The sequence below is a fragment of the Noviherbaspirillum pedocola genome (assembly GCF_016632335.1).
GTDB lineage: Bacteria > Pseudomonadota > Gammaproteobacteria > Burkholderiales > Burkholderiaceae_D > Noviherbaspirillum_A > Noviherbaspirillum_A pedocola.
This window is the reverse complement of record NZ_JAEPBG010000018.1, coordinates 73,928-89,294: the sequence shown is the minus strand read 5'-3', so window position 1 is coordinate 89,294 and position 15,367 is coordinate 73,928. Positions and strand designations below refer to the sequence as shown.

The window sequence follows — 15,367 nt, the reverse complement described above, 5'->3', positions numbered from 1 at the left end:
GACGTGCCCGATGCGCGAAGCGCAGCATGCGGCGAGGAAAGAGGGGTGGGATTGAGATAGTGCAAGCCTCAACTTGTGCCATCTCAGGGGCGGGAAAGGAAACGGCGGCGCGCGGCCGCCGCATGCATCAAACGATGCCGAGGTGTTCGGTGCCCGAAGACAGGTCGCGTTCCTTGGCTTCCTTGCCGTTGAGCTTGATGGCCAGGCGCAGGTCGTTGACCGAATCGGCGTTGCGCAGAGCATCTTCATAGCTGATGCGGCCGGCTTCATACAGGTCGAACAGCGCCTGGTCGAAGGTCTGCATGCCGAGCTCGCGCGACTTCTTCATGATCTCCTTGATCTCATGCACATTGCCCTTGAAGATCAGATCCGAGATCAGCGGCGAGTTGATCATGATCTCGACTGCGGCGCAGCGGCCCTTGATGTCCTTCAGCGGGATGAGCCGCTGCGAGATCATCGCCTTCAGGTTCAGCGACAAGTCCATCAGCAACTGCGCGCGCCGCTCTTCGGGGAAGAAGTTGATGATGCGGTCCAGCGCCTGGTTTGCATTGTTGGCATGCATCGTCGCCAGGCACAGGTGGCCGGTCTCGGCGAAGGCAATCGCATAATCCATCGATTCGCGGTCACGGATCTCGCCGATCAGAATGACATCCGGCGCCTGGCGCAGCGTGTTCTTCAGCGCCGTGCCCCAGTCGGCGGTGTCCACGCCGATCTCGCGCTGGGTGATGATGCAGTTGCGGTGCGGATGCACATATTCGACCGGGTCCTCGACGGTGATGATGTGTCCGTAGCTGTTCTCGTTGCGGTAACCGATCATCGCCGCCAGCGTGGTCGATTTTCCCGAGCCAGTCGCGCCGACCATGATCGCCAGGCCGCGCTTGGTCATCACGACGTCCTTCAGCGCCGGCGGCAGGCCGAGGTCTTCGAAGCGGGGAATGTCGGTGGTGATTACCCGCAGCACCATGCCGACCCGGCCCTGTTGAATGAAGGCCGATACGCGAAAGCGCCCGAGACCAGCCGGGCTGATCGCGAAATTGCATTCCTTCGTGCCTTCGAATTCGGCGGCCTGCTTGTCGTTCATGATCGCCCGCGCCAGCTCCGCCGTATGCGCGGGCGACAGCGGCTGGTTTGATACCGGCGTCATCTTGCCGTCGATCTTGAAGGCCGGCGGAAAGCCTGCCGTGATGAACAGGTCCGAGCCGTTCCGGCCGAGCATCAGCCGCAAGAGGTCATGCATGAAGCGGGTTGCCTGTTCGCGTTCCATCGCGTCTTCTCCTTGTTGCGGACCTTAGCCCGGGAAGTTTTCCGGCATCTTCGCCGCGGCGCGCGCGGCAGCGGCGGAAATCACATTGCGCCTGACCAGGTCGGCCAGATTGCTGTCCAGCGTTTGCATGCCGAGATTGGCGCCGGTCTGGATTGCCGAATACATCTGCGCGATCTTCGCTTCGCGGATCAGGTTGCGGATCGCTGGCGTGCCGAGCATGATCTCGTGCGCTGCGACACGGCCCAAACCATCCTTGGTCTTCAACAGCGACTGCGAAATCACCGCCTGCAAGGATTCCGACAGCATCGCGCGCACCATTTCCTTTTCATCGCCCGGGAAGACATCGATGATGCGGTCCACGGTCTTGGCCGCAGAGGAGGTATGCAGCGTGCCGAACACCAGGTGGCCGGTCTCGGCTGCGGACAGCGCCAGGCGTATCGTTTCCAGGTCGCGCAATTCGCCCACCAGGATCACGTCCGGGTCTTCGCGCAGCGCCGAGCGCAGCGCATTCGAGAAGGAATGGGTGTGCGGACCGACTTCGCGCTGATTGATCAGGCATTTGCGCGACTCGTGCACGAATTCGATCGGATCCTCGATGGTCAGGATGTGCGCGTATTCGTTTTCATTGACATGGTTGACCATCGCCGCCAGCGTGGTCGACTTGCCCGAGCCGGTCGGGCCGGTCACCAGCACCAGGCCGCGCGGCTTCAAGGCCAGCTCGGCGAAGATCTTCGGCGCGTTCAACTGCTCCAGGCTCAGGATCTTCGACGGAATCGTGCGCAGCACGGCGGCCGCGCCGCGGTCCTGGTTATAGGCGTTCACACGGAAGCGCGCCAGGCCCGGAATCGCGAACGAAAAATCGCATTCCAGGTTTTCTTCATACGCCTTGCGCTGGCCGTCGTTCATGATGTCGTAGATCATGCCGTGCACTTCGGCATGGTCCATCGGCGGCAGGTTGATGCGGCGCACATCGCCATGCACGCGGATCATCGGCGGCAGGCCGGCGGAGAGATGCAGATCGGAAGCCTTGTTCTTGACGGCAAAGGCTAGGAGTTCGGAGATGTCCATTTATAATCGCTGGCCCGCAAGGCATGAGAGTTGGGAAAGTATCGCCGGGCCGCATCGGCCGGGAGTGAGACGGGAAACCGTAAAAATGTTTCCGTAAGACATCAAATTATGTCGTCAATCGCAGAGAACTTGCAAGCTGTTGCGCGCGCCATCGTTGCTGCGGCGCGAAATGCCGGGCGCGAGCCGCGGGAAATCAGGCTGCTGGCGGTATCGAAGACCTTCGGTGCGGACGCAGTGATCGAGGCAATGGCCGCTGGCCAGACCGCCTTCGGCGAAAACTATCTGCAGGAAGCGCTGGACAAGATGGCCGAACTCGGTCGCATCGCGCCCGAGCTGCAGCCCGAATGGCATTTCATCGGCCCGATCCAGAGCAACAAGACCCGCCTGATCGCCGAGCACTTCGCCTGGGTGCATTCGGTGGACCGCTTCAAGATCGCGCAGCGGCTGTCCGACCAGCGTCCTTCGCACCTGCCGCCATTGAACATCTGCCTGCAGGTCAACATCAGCGGCGAAGCCAGCAAGAGCGGCGCGACGCCGGAGGAAGTCCCTGCGCTCGCGCAGCAGGTGGCGCTCCTGCCAGGACTGAAGCTGCGCGGCCTGATGGCCATTCCCGAGCCGGCCGAGGATGAGGCGGCGCAGCGCGCGCCATTCCGGCAGCTGCGCGAACTGGCCGAGGCGCTGCGCGCGCAAGGCATCGCCATCGACACGCTGTCCATGGGCATGTCGGCCGACATGGCGGCCGCGATCGCCGAAGGCGCGACCATGGTGCGTATCGGCACCGCAATTTTTGGAAAACGGGATTATGCAAACTGAAATGAAGATCAGCTTCATCGGCGGCGGCAACATGGCCGCCGCGCTCATCGGCGGCCTGGCCGGCCGGCTTGCCGCAGGCGCCAACATCCATGTGGTGGATATCAATGCCGATGCGCTGGCGCGGCTGGCGCAGCGCTTTGGCGTGTCGAGTGCGCATGCGATCGATGCGCAGGTCGCCGCCAGCGACGTCATCGTGCTGGCGGTCAAGCCGCAGCAGATGCGCGAAGTCGCGGCGCAGCTTGCGCCGCATCTCGGCAAGCAGCTGGTGCTGTCGATTGCCGCCGGCATCCGCGGCGCGGACCTGTCGCGCTGGCTCGGCGGGCATGGCGCCATCGTGCGCACGATGCCGAATACGCCGGCCCTGGTCGGCCGCGGCATCACTGGTATGGCGGCCTTGCCGGGCGTATCCAGCGAGCAGCGCAATGCGGCCGATGCGATCCTGAAAGCGGTCGGCGACACCGTGTGGCTGGACGACGAAACCCTGATCGATCCGGTCACCGCGGTCTCGGGCAGCGGCCCGGCCTATGTGTTCTATTTCATCGAGGCGATGCAGCAGGCGGCTTCCGAGATGGGGCTGTCGGCTGAGCAGGGCCGCCGGCTTGCGATCGCCACCTTCACCGGCGCGGCCGAGCTTGCGGCGCAATCGGACGAGCCAGTCTCGGTGTTGCGCGAGCGCGTGACCTCCAAGGGCGGCACCACCTATGCGGCGCTGACTTCGATGGACGCGAGCGGTGTGAAGGAGGCGATCGTGAAGGCAATGCATGCGGCGGCGGCGCGGGGCAGGGAGCTGGGGGAGGAGTTCGGGAAGGATTGAGCAGTTGCTCCCGTCGCTTGGCCGCTATAATCGCCTGTATCTACGTTAATGGATATACATTAAGCCATGAACTTGCAAGTCGCAAAATGGGGTAACAGCCTGGCAGTGCGTATTCCGGCGGACTTGGTGCGTCGATTCGGCCTGAACGATGGCGATCAGCTTCAGGCGAGCCTCACGGTGGATGGCGGACTTTGCCTGCGCCATGCGGCCTGGGACCGTAAAGCCTTTGCTCGCCAATTGGATGCCGCGCGCGAAGAGATGGCGCTCGGCGAGTCGGTGATGGAGGAATTGCGCCGCGGCGCGCGCTACTGATGATTTACGTCGATACCAGCGTGTTGGTCGCGCTATGCACCAACGAGCCGAAGAGCTCCGATGTGGCGCGCTGGTATGGCCGCTGCAGCGATGAACTGATTTCGGCGATGTGGTGCGTGACGGAATTCGCAAGCGCGCTTGGAATCAAGCAGCGCACCGGCCAGATCACATCGGCCCAAGCACAAAATGGCTGGCAGCAATTCGAGCGTTTGTGCTCTCACGATTTGCAGCTGTTTCCCATCGATCCCGCTACCTTTCACCGTGCCGCCATGCTCACACTGCAAGCGGACAGCGGCCTGCGCTCGGGTGACGCCCTGCATCTGGCAGCTGCGCTGGATGCCAGCGCATCAAGCATGGCGACCCTGGATACCGTTTTGGCAAAAAATGCCGTGCAAATGAAGTTAAAGCTGATAAAGCTATAGCTATGCGCAGGTTGGGCTGCCAAGCCCAACATCGGGCACCTGCGAACCGCGAGCACGTTGGGCTTCCTTCGTCAGCCCAACCTACGAGCCGGCACCCGCCTCACTTCCTGCGCAACACCTTCGTATGCCCCGGCGGCGGCTCATTCAACACCGCCCAGAACATCCCCAGATCGGCGATCGCCTTCATGAAGTCGCGAAACTCCACCGGCTTGACCACATAGGCATTCACACCCAGCTGATAGCTGCGGATGACGTCCTGCTCTTCCTTGCTGGAGGTCAGCATCACCACCGGCAGGCTGCGCAGCTCCTCGCATTCGCGAATCTCCTTCAACACTTCCAGGCCGTCGATCTTCGGCAGCTTTAAGTCCAGCAGCACCACCGCCGGCTTGCCTTCGGGCCGGTGCGCATAATCGCCGCGGCGATACAGATAGTCCAGCGCCTCGGCGCCGTCCTCGACCACGATCACTTCATTGGCCAGCTGGCTGCGTTCCAGCGCAATCAGTGTCAGTTCGAGGTCCTTCGGATTGTCCTCGACCAGCAATATCGGTTTGAGCATCGTGCGCCTTGACTAAGAGATTCAGGTGGGTAGTTTCTTGGGGATGGCGAAGGAAAACACTGCGCCTTCGCCCGGCACGCCTTCGGCCCAGGCGCGGCCGCCGTGGCGCTCGACGATGCGGCGCACATTGGCAAGCCCGATGCCGGTGCCTTCGAATTCTTCCATCCGATGCAAGCGCTGGAATACCGCAAACAGCTTGTGCGCATATTCCATCGAGAAGCCAACGCCGTTGTCGCGCACATGGAAGATGTGCTCGTCTTCGGTTTGTTCGGAGGAGATGGTAATGACGGCGGGGGTGCGAACGCGGCTGTATTTTACGGCATTCGATACCAGGTTGAAGACGGCCAGTTCCATGAAGGTCGGGTCGCACTGTATCGTCGGCAGGCTGCCGATATGCCAGTCGATGCGGCGATCGCCGGCATCCTGGGCAGCGCGCTTCACCGCGGAGCGCACCACCTGGTTCATGTCAGTCGTCATCGGATGCAGCGCCGAGCGGCCCATCTGCGAGAACGACAGCAGATCGTCCACCAGCTTGCCGGCAAAGCGCGCCGCCTCGCCGATGTTCTTCAGATACCGGTTCCCCCGGTCATTCAGGTTCGGTCCCTCAAACTCGACCAGCAGGTCGGTATAGCCGACGATGTGCCGCAGCGGCGCGCGCAGATCATGCGACACCGAATACGAAAACGATTCCAGCTCCTTGTTGGCGCGACCGAGTTCATCGGCCAGGCCCGCCATTTCCTCGGCGCGCGCCAGCACGATGCTGAGAATCGCGCCGCGGAATTCCAGCGCCGCCTCGAGTTCGCTCTGATGCCACGGGTCGGCGGTGCCGCGCACCGTCTCGCGCCAGCTTTCGAAACTCTTGCGCGGCGTCAGCGGCTGCGCGGCATTGCCCTGCAGCGCCTTGTGCGCCGGGTTGCCGGCCCATTCGACTTCCTGCACCACCTCGGGCCGAAACCAGATCACGTAATGCCGGTAATTTCCCGATATCGATACCGCCAGCATGCCGCTGGCACAGGCGGCGTATTGGGCAGCGGGGGGAAATTCGCGCGACAGCGCATTGCTGTGCACCAAGTCGCCGCCGGCATGCATGCCCAGCCATTCCACCAGCGCGCCGACCTGCGTTTCGCTCGGCGTATCGCCGAACAGGATGGTCTGGCCTTCGAAGACCAGCGCCGCGCCCGAGGCATTCATCAGCCGCAGCAGGTCCGGCGACGCGTTTCGCATGCTGGCGACGAATTCATCGCCCCGGCTCAGCACCGCGAGCAGTGACACCAGCTTGCTGCGCAGCGCCAGGCGATATGCATATTCCTTGCCCTCGATGATCGATTCGATGCGCAAGGAAAGGATCTGCCCAAGCTGCTCGCAGGCGGAGCGCACTTCGAAGGGCACGAACTTCGCGCTCGCATGGTGGCAGGAGATCATGCCCCACAGCCGTCCCTTGATCACCAGCGAAATCGACATCGACGCGATGGTGCCCATGTTTTTCATGTACTGCACATGCACCGGCGACACCGCGCGCAGGCCGGCATAGGACAGATCGGTCGGCTTGCCGGTGGCCGGGTCCTGCGCCGGCACCAGCGGCGCGGGCCGGTAATGCGCATCCGCGATCAGGCGCACCGGGTTGTCCACGTACAGCCGCCGCGCCTGCGCCGGAATGTCCGAGGCCGGAAAGCGCTGGCCGATGTAGGACGGATAACCGGGCTCCAGCGTCTCGGCGATCACCTGCGAATCGTCGTTGTGATCGAAGACATACAGAAAGACGCGGCCGAAGCCGGTCACCTCGCGAATCGTGCGCACCGCGTACTCGCTGATGGCATCGATCGAATCGACATGCGCCACGGTCTTCAGGAAGCGGCCGAGCAGCGAGTACAGCAGGCGGAAGTCGGCGCTGTGGCTTCTGGGCGCCGGCTCGAACTCCACCATCGTGGCATTGCCGATGCGATGCGCGATCGCATCGAAGCAGCCGGCCTCGCCGATGTCCACCGCGCCGGCATAAATTGGCTGCGCCTGCACCGCATCGCCGGCCAGCGCCGCCGCGACGACACCGGCATTGGCCTCGCCGATCAGTTCGCCAAGGCGGTGGCCGAGCAGGGACTGCGGCTGCCGTCCGAGCAATGCGTCCACGTTCGCGCTCGCCTGGCGTATGGCGAGGTCGTCCTCGGAAATCGACAGCAGAAAGCCATGCGGCTGTATCGCGCCGGGGATGTGGATCGGCTCCCGGTCGCACTGGGTGAGATCGGGATAGTCGGCATGCTTGTCTGTCGAAGCGGGAAGAATCATGGGGACAGGCTGGTCTGCGGTGGAGGCGGATCGGCGCGGCGGCCGCTGCGGGGTGAAATGGATGCGCCGTATTCTCGCAAATTTTGCTTGACGCCGTTGTAACAGTCAGGCGCCGGGGAATGTACTTCCGGATACAGACCAGCGGATGGGCCGGCTACGGATCGGATGCGCTGGCCGGAACGGCATGATCCCCTGCGAGGCCGTTCGTCGATGGCTCAAACGATTGTTCGGCAGCTTGAATGCGCTTCGACGCGTCGTTACAAAGCCGGGAAGCGGTGAGCCTCACTCCCGAGGGCAAGCCCGATACGCCCATCCGCTTGCTGCAAGAGCGAATCGATGCCGAGTGCAGGGTCACGTGCGCATCGCCGCAATGCCGGAGCGTCAACCATTGCGGCAACCAACTGGAACTGGGAATTGGAGCTGGTCTAAGTCGGAATTGGCATCGCTGCTCGAACAAAGCCTGATCCGCGCCGATATCAAGCTTTGCGCCGGCGAGTCCCCGGATACGACGCTGCGCCTGCTGGAAACGCAGCTTTGCCTGGCACAGCTCGCACCCCTGCAGCAGCAGTGAGCACTACGCCTGGAACCTCGCGTGGTAGAAGTCCAGCTTCACCGGCACTGCGCCTGACATCATGCCCCGCCCGTCAGCAATACCGCGACGGGCCGTCGGTCCAGCAAGCTGCCCAGCGCAATGCGCTCGCCATCCAGCCCCACCGTCGCATTCGGGGACAACACGTCGCGCCATCCCGACATCGCCTGGGGCAACAGCAGCTCGGTGCCATCCCACGCGCTGCCATCGCCATCCGGCAGCGGCCCGCGCGCCGGCAACCGCAGTGCCGCCACCAGCAGCGTTTGCCCGCCATGCCGACGCAGGAAGGCAATCACATGCCTTGCCTGCGGGCCGCTCACCTGCAGCGGCAGGTAATCACCATCGGCGAACAGTGCCGGCTGCTTTTCGCGCAATGCCAGCATGCGCGCAATCAGCGTCTGCTTGATCTGGCCCTGCTGCCACAGCATGTCGTCGAAGTCGCGCTGCGCCGCTTCCGACTGCAATGACGCGGCGCGCGCCGCATAGTCCACCGGCCGGCGGTTATCCGGATCCACCAGCGAGAAATCCCAATACTCGGTGCCCTGGTACAGATCCGGCACGCCGGGCGAGGCCAGGCGCAGCAGGGTTTGCGCGAGGCTGTTGCACACGGTGGGCAAGGCCAGCCGGTCCACCCATTGCCGCAGCTCGCGGATGAAGCCGGCATCGGCGAAGAGCGCATCGAGAAAGGCGCGACAGGCGCTTTCGTAATCGGCGTCCGGCAGCACCCAGCTGGAGACGCGCTTGGCTTCGCGCAGCGCCTTTTCCTGCCAGGCAGCGATGCGCTCGGCATAGGCCTTGACGCCTTCCCCATCGTCCGGCGACAGCGCGAAGGGCCAGGCGCCAAGCAGGGTTTGATACAGCATCAGTTCATCCGCGGGCGTCGGCGCGACGCGGCCATCGGGCAAGGTCGCGCGCCGCGCCGCATGCGCCCCCATCCAGCGCCGCACCGACTCGGCCCATGCATGCGGCAGCTCGGACAGCGCCGCCAGCCGGGCGCGCGCATCCTCGCCGCGCTTGTGGTCATGCGTCGCGGTGGCGAGCAGGTTGTGCGGAAAGTCGCGCGCGCGCTCTTCATTGGCGCGATGGAAGGCTTCGGGCTTCAATGAGAAGCGGCCCGGATCGGCGCCGACTTCATTGCGCGACAACAGCGGACCATAGCGATAGAAGGTCGTGTCCTCGACTGCCTTTGCAGCCAGCGGCGGCGTCAATTGCTGGAAGCGCCGGATCGCGGCCAGGCGCAACGTGCGCGCGGCCTCATCAGCCACGTCCTGCGGCGCCTCGCCGCCAAGCCAGGCGAACAAGGCATCGAGCACCGGCATGTCGGCCGCGCGCACGCAGGCGCGCGCTTCATCGATGGCCGTCTGCAGCAGCGCGCGGTCATGCGCATCGCCGCCGGCTTCGGACACATAGCTGCGATACGCCGGAAACGACACCAGCACCTCGGTCAGCACGCGGCGGATCGCCGAGGCGGCGATGTCGCGCGTGGCCAGGTCGCTGCGGGCCACCGCGCGCAGCGCGCGCACCAGCGCTTCGAGTTCGCCGACGAAGTTTTCCGCCAGCAGTTGCCGGCGCGCGGAGCGCACCTGCGTTTCGAAAGATTGCGCGTCGCCAGTGGCTTCATGCCATAGCGACAGGATGGGCGAGCAGCCTTCCGGATCGTGCAGCAGCGCGCCGACCTGGTTCATGAATTCATAGCCCGTGGTGCCATCGATGCCCCAGTCGGTGCGCAGGGTTTCGTCGCCGGTCAGGATCTTCTCGACGACGATGTAGGCGGGTCCGCGCGGCGCATCGGCCGGACGCTGGTCTTCCAGGCTGGTGAGACGCGCGCGCAGCTTGCGGCAATACGCGCCCGGATGCGCGAGGCCATCGACATGGTCCAGCCGCAATCCATCGAGCAGGCCTTCGGCATACAGCCGCAGGATGGTCGCATGCGTGGCTTCGAACACGTCATCGCGCTCGACGCGGATGCCGGCCAGGTCGCTGACTTCGAAGAAGCGGCGCCAGTTGATTTCCTCGGCGGCGTTGCGCCACCAGGTCAGACGATAGTGCTGACGCTCCAGCAAGGCATGCAGCCGCGCCGCGCCCTCGGGCGCTTTCGCATCAAATGCCTGCAGCACGCGGTCGATCGCGGCGCGGCCATCCTCATCGCGCGCATAGCTCTTCAGAAACGCCTTGAGCGCTTCATGCCGCTCCTTCGGATCGGTCTTTTCCGCGACCGCGGCAGCGGCCGGATCGCGCAACACCGCGTCCGCTTCCAGCACGTCGGCATAGGTTTGCGGCGCGAGCGGATAGCGGTTGTCGTAGTAGCCGATATCGAATTCGCCGCAGGCCTCATCAAAGACCAGCGCCAGCTTGCCGTCGCGCAGCGCATCGCCATACGGCTCGCCGAGAAAGGGCTGCAGGAGCTTGCCGGTCAATGCGGTGTCGGCGGCGTTCCAGTCGATGTCGAACCAGTGCGCATAGTCGCTGTCGCGGCCCCATTCGAGCACGTCCTTCCACCAGCGGTTCTCCGGCGTGCCCACGCCCATGTGGTTCGGCACGATATCCATGACCAGGCCCATGCCGCGCGAGCGCAGCTTGTCCACCAGCGCGCGCAGCGCCGGTTCGCCGCCGAGTTCTTCGCTGACCCTGGTCGGATCGACGATGTCGTAGCCGTGGGTAGAACCTTTGCGCGCGGTGAGCAGGGGCGAAGCATAGATGTGGCTGATGCCGAGGTCGGCGAAGTAGTCGACCTGCGGAATCGCGTCGAGCAATGTGAAGCTGCTGTTGAACTGCAGCCTCACGGTGGCGCGGGGAATGCTCATGCTGGTTTTCCTTCGCGCGCGGCGTTGAGCAGATGGATGCGGTTCGCCACTTCGGCGGCATCGAAGATCGAGGCCGCCGCCTGCGGCATGCGCCGGCGCCAGTTCGGGTGTTGATCGATGGTGCCCGGCAGGTTCGGCGCTTCCGGCAGGGCAAGCAGGTCCTCCACCGGGATCATGGCTAATGGCGCCGCGGTCTTGCCGACAAAGGCGATCGCTTCATCGACCGGCGCATGCTCGGGCGGGGGCGGGCCTTCATGCTCGCGCCAGCCCAGGCAGCCGGCCGCGCGCATGGCCTGCCACAAGGCGTGACGGTCGCGGTCGCGTTCGCCGCGCTCGCGCTCTTCATTGCCATGCTCACCAAGCATGTTCAATTGCGCGCGCCAGCCGATGTCGCGCCCGGCCCACCAGCCGGCCACCGTCGGCAGATCGTGCGTGGTGGTGGTGGCCATCGCATCAGGCGACCAGTGTTGCGGCGCGATGTAGCCATGCCAGTCGCGCTGAAAGAACATCACGCGGATGCCGAGCATGCGCTCGGCCGCGAGCCGCTCGGGAAAGCCCTGCGGTATCGTGCCCAGGTCTTCGCCGATCACCACCGCGCGATGGCGCCAGGATTCGAGCGCGATCAGCCGCACCAGGTCGTCGAAGGGAAAGCGCAGGTACGCGCCCTCGGTGGCCGGAAAGCCGTCCGGCACCAGCCACAGGCGCGTCAGGCCCAGCACATGGTCGATGCGCACGCCGCCCGCATGGCGAAAGGCCGAGCGCAGCATCTCGATATAGGCGCCGTAGCCGTGGCGCTTCAAAGCCACCGGCGAGAAGGCGCCCAGGCCCCAGTTCTGTCCCATCGGCCCGAGCACATCCGGCGGCGCGCCGACCGACAGGCCATGGATCATCTGGTCCTGCCGGCTCCAGGCCTGGCTGCCAGCCGGATCGGCACCAACGGCGAGATCGCTGATGATCCCGATCGCCATGCCCGCGGCGCGGGCGCAATCCTGCGCATGCTGCAGCCCGCGCGCGGCCTGCCATTGCAGGAAGGCGTGAAAGCGCACTTCGTCCGCATGCGCGTTTGCGAATGCGGCAATGGCCGGCCCGCGCGAATCGCGGTATTCCTCGGGCCAGCTGCGCCAGTCGCCGTTCTCGCCTTGCGCGCGCCGCCACGCATGCATGGTTTCGAAGCGCGCATGGTCTTCGACGCTGTCGCCGCCGTCGTGGCGGAAGGCGTCGAACTCGGCGCTGCCGCCGGCGTCGATGAAGCGTTGGTACAGCCGGCGCAGCACCTTCAGCTTCCAGTTGGAAGAAGCCGGCCAGTCGATCATGGCATTGCCTTCAAGGCGCGCGGCTTCTTCACCCAGGCCGTCCTCGGCCAGCACGGCACGCAAGGCATCCACGCCCAACACCGCGTCCAGATCGATGTGCAGCACATTGAACAGCACCCGCGTGGATGGACCGTAAGGCGAGAAGCGCTGCAGATCATCCGAGAACATGGCATGCACCGGGCTGATCGCCACCGCCGACGCGCCGCGCAAGCCGGCTTGCTTCACGAAGTCGGCCAACGCGCCGAAGTCGCCGATGCCGGCGTCACCGGGACGCGGCAACGAATACAGCTGCGTGGCGATGCCCCATAGCCGCGGCGCATGCGCGTCAGCCCGGTTCAGCGCGGCAGCGGCATCCTGCACGCTGTAGCAGCGCGGCGGCGCGACCGCGAGCGTGAGCGCATGGCCGGCAATGCGCATGCGGTGATAGCCGGGCGCGGCGATGACGGCCAATTGCAGCGGCGCTTCATCGCCGAGGCGGCCATCGATGCGGCCGCCGCCTTCGAGTTCGATCGCATAGTCCTGTCCGCGCAGCGCCGCATGGTCATCGAAAACGATGGGCGCATCGACGCGAGCGGTGACCAGCGGCGGCAGCGGCCATCCATCCGCGCCGCCGGCAAGGCTGGCCAGGCTTTGCGCGCAGGCGGCATCGTTTTCTGCAGGCAAACCGAGTGCGGCAAGCACCGCGCGCAGCGTGTCATCGGAGACCGTCTTCGGATGATTGAAGGCATCGGTCCATTCGATGGAAATGCCGGCCGCCTCGGCGAGGCGACGCAGCGAAGCATTGCTCACGATGTTTCTCCGTCCTGGCTTGCGCCGTCGTGTGCGCGCTCTTGCGCATTGCTGTCGGCGCCTTCGTTGCCTTCATTGCCTTCGCCATGCTCGCCGTCCGGGGGCAGCTCCTGTTGCGTATGCAGGAGCTCAGCCTCATCGCCGCTCGGCGCTGCGGCTTGCTCTAGCGGCTGCGTCGCGGCCGCAGGCGCGGCCCCGGTGCCGTCGCCGCGTGCGCTCTCGTCGATGGGGCGCACGCCCAACAGCACCGCCGCATGCGCGGCCACGGTGATGCGGTTGTCCTGCACGCTGCGAGGCGCCGGCTGGCCTGCGTCATCGGTCGGCTCGGCGGCATCGGCCAGCACCTGCCAGGGCAGGCGCGGCTCGGGCAGCACGAATTCATGGTCTTCGGAATAGGCATTGATCAGCAGCAGCGTGGCCGATGCCGGACCGCCCGGCTCGGGCCGCGCCACGCGGCGCAGCGTCAGCATGCGGCCCTCGGCGAAATTCCACATGCCCGGCTCCATCGGCCGGCCTTCCTCGTCGAACCAGCTCGCGTCCGGCATGCCGAGCGCGATCTCGCGCTGGCCATCGAAGAAGCGCGGCTGGCGCAAGGTCGGGAATTCATTGCGCGCGGCGATGCAGCGCCGCGTGAACTCCAGCATCGCGCGGCCCGGTTCGGACTCGATCGCGGACCAGTCGAACCAGGAGATCTCGCTGTCCTGGCAATACGCATTGTTGTTGCCGTCCTGGCTGCGCGCGAATTCATCGCCGCCCAGCAGCATCGGCGTGCCGTTGGAAAACAGGAGCGTCATCATCATCGCGCGCCGCACCTTGTCGCGGGTACGGGTGATGCCCTCATCCTCGCTCGGGCCTTCCGCGCCCCAGTTGCAGCTGTGGTTGTCGTTGGCGCCGTCGTTGTTGTCTTCGTGATTGGCGAGGTTGTGCTTCTCGTTGTACGCGGTCAGATCAGCCAGCGTGAAGCCGTCGTGCGCGGTGATGAAGTTCACCGATGCCCAGGGCTTGCGCCGGCGATGGTTGAACAGATCGGCCGAAGCCAGCAGGCGCGCGGCCAGTGCCGGACGCACGCCCGAGTCGCCTTTCCAGAAACGGCGCACATCGTCGCGGTAGCGGCCGTTCCATTCGGCGAAGCCCGGCGGATGATTGCCGACCTGGTAGCCGCCGGGGCCGATGTCCCACGGCTCGGAGATCAGCTTGACCTTTGACAGCACCGGGTCCTGGCGCACCGCGTCGAAGAAGCCGGAGTTCGGATCGAAGCCATGCGCTTCGCGTCCGAGCGTGACGCCCAGATCGAAGCGGAAGCCGTCGACGTGGAATTTCTCGACCCAGTAGCGCAGCGAATCGGTGACCATCTGCAGCACGCGCGGATGCGACAGATTCAGCGTATTGCCGCAGCCGGTGTCGTTGACGCAGTGGCGCGCATTGGCCGCCTGCAGCCGGTAATAGCTGGCATTGTCGAAGCCGCGCCAGGACAGCGTCGGGCCGAGTTCGCTTTCCTCGCAGGTGTGGTTGTAGACCACGTCCAGAATGACTTCGATGCCGGCCGCATGCAGCTGCCGGATCGCATGACGCATCTCGTTGAGCTGTCCATTGGACAGATAGCGTGGCTCGGGCGCGAAGAAGGACAGCGTGTTGTAGCCCCAGTAGTTGCGCAGCTTCTTTTCCATGAGGCGCCGGTCCTGCAGGATCGCATGTACCGGCAGCAGCTCAATGGCGGTGATCCCGAGTTTGACCAGGTAATCGATGGTGCGCGGGTCGGCCAGCGCGGCGAAGGTGCCGCGCGTTTCCGTGTCGATGTGTGGTGCCTGCATCGTCAGCCCGCGCAGATGGGCTTCATAGATGATGGTCTTTTCCCACGGCGTCTCGGGCGGCAGGTCGCGGCCCCAGTGGTAGAAGTCTTCGGTGACGACGGCCTTGGGCATGAAGGCGGCGCTGTCGCGCCGATCGAAGGACAGATCGGCGCGCGAGGATTCGATACGGTAGCCATACACCGCGTCGCTCCAGCGCAGCGAGCCCTGTATCGTCTTCGCATACGGGTCGAGCAGCAGCTTGTGATGATTGAAGCGGTGGCCCTGCTCGGGCTGGTAGGGGCCATAGGCGCGGTAGCCGTAGACCTGCCCCGGGCTCACGCGCGGCAGATAGCCATGCCAGATTTCATCTGTGCATTCGGGCAATGCATGGCGCGCGATCTCGCGCCGGCCAGTGGCATCGAACAGGCACAGTTCGATCTTTTCGGCATGCGCCGAGAACACGGCGAAGTTGGTGCCGTCTCCATCGGGCGTTGCGCCCAGCGGGTACGGCGATCCGGGCAACATGCGGACTTGCGGTCTGGCCAGGGCCATG

At 65.0% G+C, this 15,367-nt stretch carries 12 protein-coding genes; 5 read left to right on the top strand and 7 right to left on the bottom strand.

The features are described from left to right. Positions 1 to 127: 127 nt before the first annotated feature. Together JJB74_RS26795 and JJB74_RS26790 are read right to left on the bottom strand one after the other, a co-directional pair. On the bottom strand, positions 128 to 1,264 hold the full coding sequence (locus JJB74_RS26795; RefSeq protein ID WP_200597288.1) for a PilT/PilU family type 4a pilus ATPase: 1,137 nt from the start codon (positions 1,262 to 1,264) through the stop codon (positions 128 to 130). A gap of 24 nt (positions 1,265 to 1,288) precedes the next feature. Then, positions 1,289 to 2,332, bottom strand: coding sequence for a type IV pilus twitching motility protein PilT (locus tag JJB74_RS26790; RefSeq protein WP_200597286.1), 1,044 nt, complete (start codon positions 2,330 to 2,332; stop codon positions 1,289 to 1,291). A 108-nt stretch (positions 2,333 to 2,440) separates the two neighbouring features. Here JJB74_RS26790 and JJB74_RS26785 point away from each other — a divergent pair, with 108 nt between their 5' ends. From JJB74_RS26785 to JJB74_RS26770, 4 genes are all read left to right on the top strand, one after another. Then, positions 2,441 to 3,145: a YggS family pyridoxal phosphate-dependent enzyme gene (locus JJB74_RS26785; protein ID WP_200597284.1), complete on the top strand. Its 705-nt coding sequence runs from the start codon at positions 2,441 to 2,443 to the stop codon at positions 3,143 to 3,145. Further along, positions 3,135 to 3,959, top strand: coding sequence for a pyrroline-5-carboxylate reductase (gene proC / locus JJB74_RS26780; RefSeq protein WP_200597283.1), 825 nt, complete (start codon positions 3,135 to 3,137; stop codon positions 3,957 to 3,959). Before JJB74_RS26785 ends, proC begins: the two co-directional genes overlap by 11 nt. Before the next feature lie 66 nt (positions 3,960 to 4,025). Continuing rightward, positions 4,026 to 4,271 (top strand): AbrB/MazE/SpoVT family DNA-binding domain-containing protein, encoded by a 246-nt coding sequence (locus JJB74_RS26775; protein ID WP_200597281.1) that lies wholly within the window; start codon positions 4,026 to 4,028, stop codon positions 4,269 to 4,271. After that, the gene (locus tag JJB74_RS26770; protein ID WP_200597279.1) at positions 4,271 to 4,693 is read left to right on the top strand and encodes a type II toxin-antitoxin system VapC family toxin; all 423 of its coding nucleotides are present in this window, start codon (positions 4,271 to 4,273) and stop codon (positions 4,691 to 4,693) included. The genes JJB74_RS26775 and JJB74_RS26770 overlap by 1 nt, the downstream gene beginning before the upstream one ends. Positions 4,694 to 4,793: 100 nt before the next feature. Here JJB74_RS26770 and JJB74_RS26765 read toward each other — a convergent pair whose 3' ends face one another. Both JJB74_RS26765 and JJB74_RS26760 read right to left on the bottom strand, forming a co-directional pair. Continuing rightward, on the bottom strand, positions 4,794 to 5,249 hold the full coding sequence (locus tag JJB74_RS26765; protein ID WP_200597277.1) for a response regulator: 456 nt from the start codon (positions 5,247 to 5,249) through the stop codon (positions 4,794 to 4,796). Between the two features lie 21 nt (positions 5,250 to 5,270). Continuing rightward, the gene (locus tag JJB74_RS26760) at positions 5,271 to 7,529 is read right to left on the bottom strand and encodes an ATP-binding protein (protein ID WP_200597275.1); all 2,259 of its coding nucleotides are present in this window, start codon (positions 7,527 to 7,529) and stop codon (positions 5,271 to 5,273) included. 355 nt (positions 7,530 to 7,884) lie between these two features. On the opposite strand from JJB74_RS26760, the gene JJB74_RS26755 reads away from it, so the two are divergent. Further along, positions 7,885 to 8,100, top strand: coding sequence for a hypothetical protein (locus tag JJB74_RS26755; RefSeq protein ID WP_200597274.1), 216 nt, complete (start codon positions 7,885 to 7,887; stop codon positions 8,098 to 8,100). 59 nt (positions 8,101 to 8,159) lie between these two features. On the opposite strand, the gene treY is transcribed toward JJB74_RS26755, so the two are convergent. Genes treY through glgX form a run of 3 tightly spaced genes read right to left on the bottom strand, consistent with a single transcriptional unit; the run spans position 8,160 to position 15,366 of the window. Continuing rightward, positions 8,160 to 10,922: a malto-oligosyltrehalose synthase gene (treY, locus tag JJB74_RS26750; RefSeq protein ID WP_200597272.1), complete on the bottom strand. Its 2,763-nt coding sequence runs from the start codon at positions 10,920 to 10,922 to the stop codon at positions 8,160 to 8,162. Further along, positions 10,919 to 13,024, bottom strand: a complete 2,106-nt coding sequence (gene malQ / locus JJB74_RS26745; protein WP_200597270.1) for a 4-alpha-glucanotransferase — start codon at positions 13,022 to 13,024, stop codon at positions 10,919 to 10,921. Before malQ ends, treY begins: the two co-directional genes overlap by 4 nt. Continuing rightward, positions 13,021 to 15,366, bottom strand: coding sequence for a glycogen debranching protein GlgX (gene glgX / locus JJB74_RS26740; RefSeq protein WP_200597267.1), 2,346 nt, complete (start codon positions 15,364 to 15,366; stop codon positions 13,021 to 13,023). Before glgX ends, malQ begins: the two co-directional genes overlap by 4 nt. Position 15,367 lies beyond the last annotated feature (1 nt).

Excerpts from the sequence above, each read along its gene's own strand:
- treY (WP_200597272.1), bottom strand. The coding sequence starts at position 10,922 with ATGAGCATTCCCCGCGCCACCGTGAGGCTGCAGTTCAACAGCAGCTTC.
- JJB74_RS26775 (WP_200597281.1), top strand. The coding sequence starts at position 4,026 with ATGAACTTGCAAGTCGCAAAATGGGGTAACAGCCTGGCAGTGCGTATT.
- glgX (WP_200597267.1), bottom strand. The coding sequence starts at position 15,366 with ATGGCCCTGGCCAGACCGCAAGTCCGCATGTTGCCCGGATCGCCGTAC.
- JJB74_RS26795 (WP_200597288.1), bottom strand. The coding sequence starts at position 1,264 with ATGGAACGCGAACAGGCAACCCGCTTCATGCATGACCTCTTGCGGCTG.
- JJB74_RS26770 (WP_200597279.1), top strand. The coding sequence starts at position 4,271 with ATGATTTACGTCGATACCAGCGTGTTGGTCGCGCTATGCACCAACGAG.
- JJB74_RS26760 (WP_200597275.1), bottom strand. The coding sequence starts at position 7,529 with ATGATTCTTCCCGCTTCGACAGACAAGCATGCCGACTATCCCGATCTC.
- proC (WP_200597283.1), top strand. The coding sequence starts at position 3,135 with ATGCAAACTGAAATGAAGATCAGCTTCATCGGCGGCGGCAACATGGCC.
- JJB74_RS26790 (WP_200597286.1), bottom strand. The coding sequence starts at position 2,332 with ATGGACATCTCCGAACTCCTAGCCTTTGCCGTCAAGAACAAGGCTTCC.
- JJB74_RS26785 (WP_200597284.1), top strand. The coding sequence starts at position 2,441 with ATGTCGTCAATCGCAGAGAACTTGCAAGCTGTTGCGCGCGCCATCGTT.
- JJB74_RS26765 (WP_200597277.1), bottom strand. The coding sequence starts at position 5,249 with ATGCTCAAACCGATATTGCTGGTCGAGGACAATCCGAAGGACCTCGAA.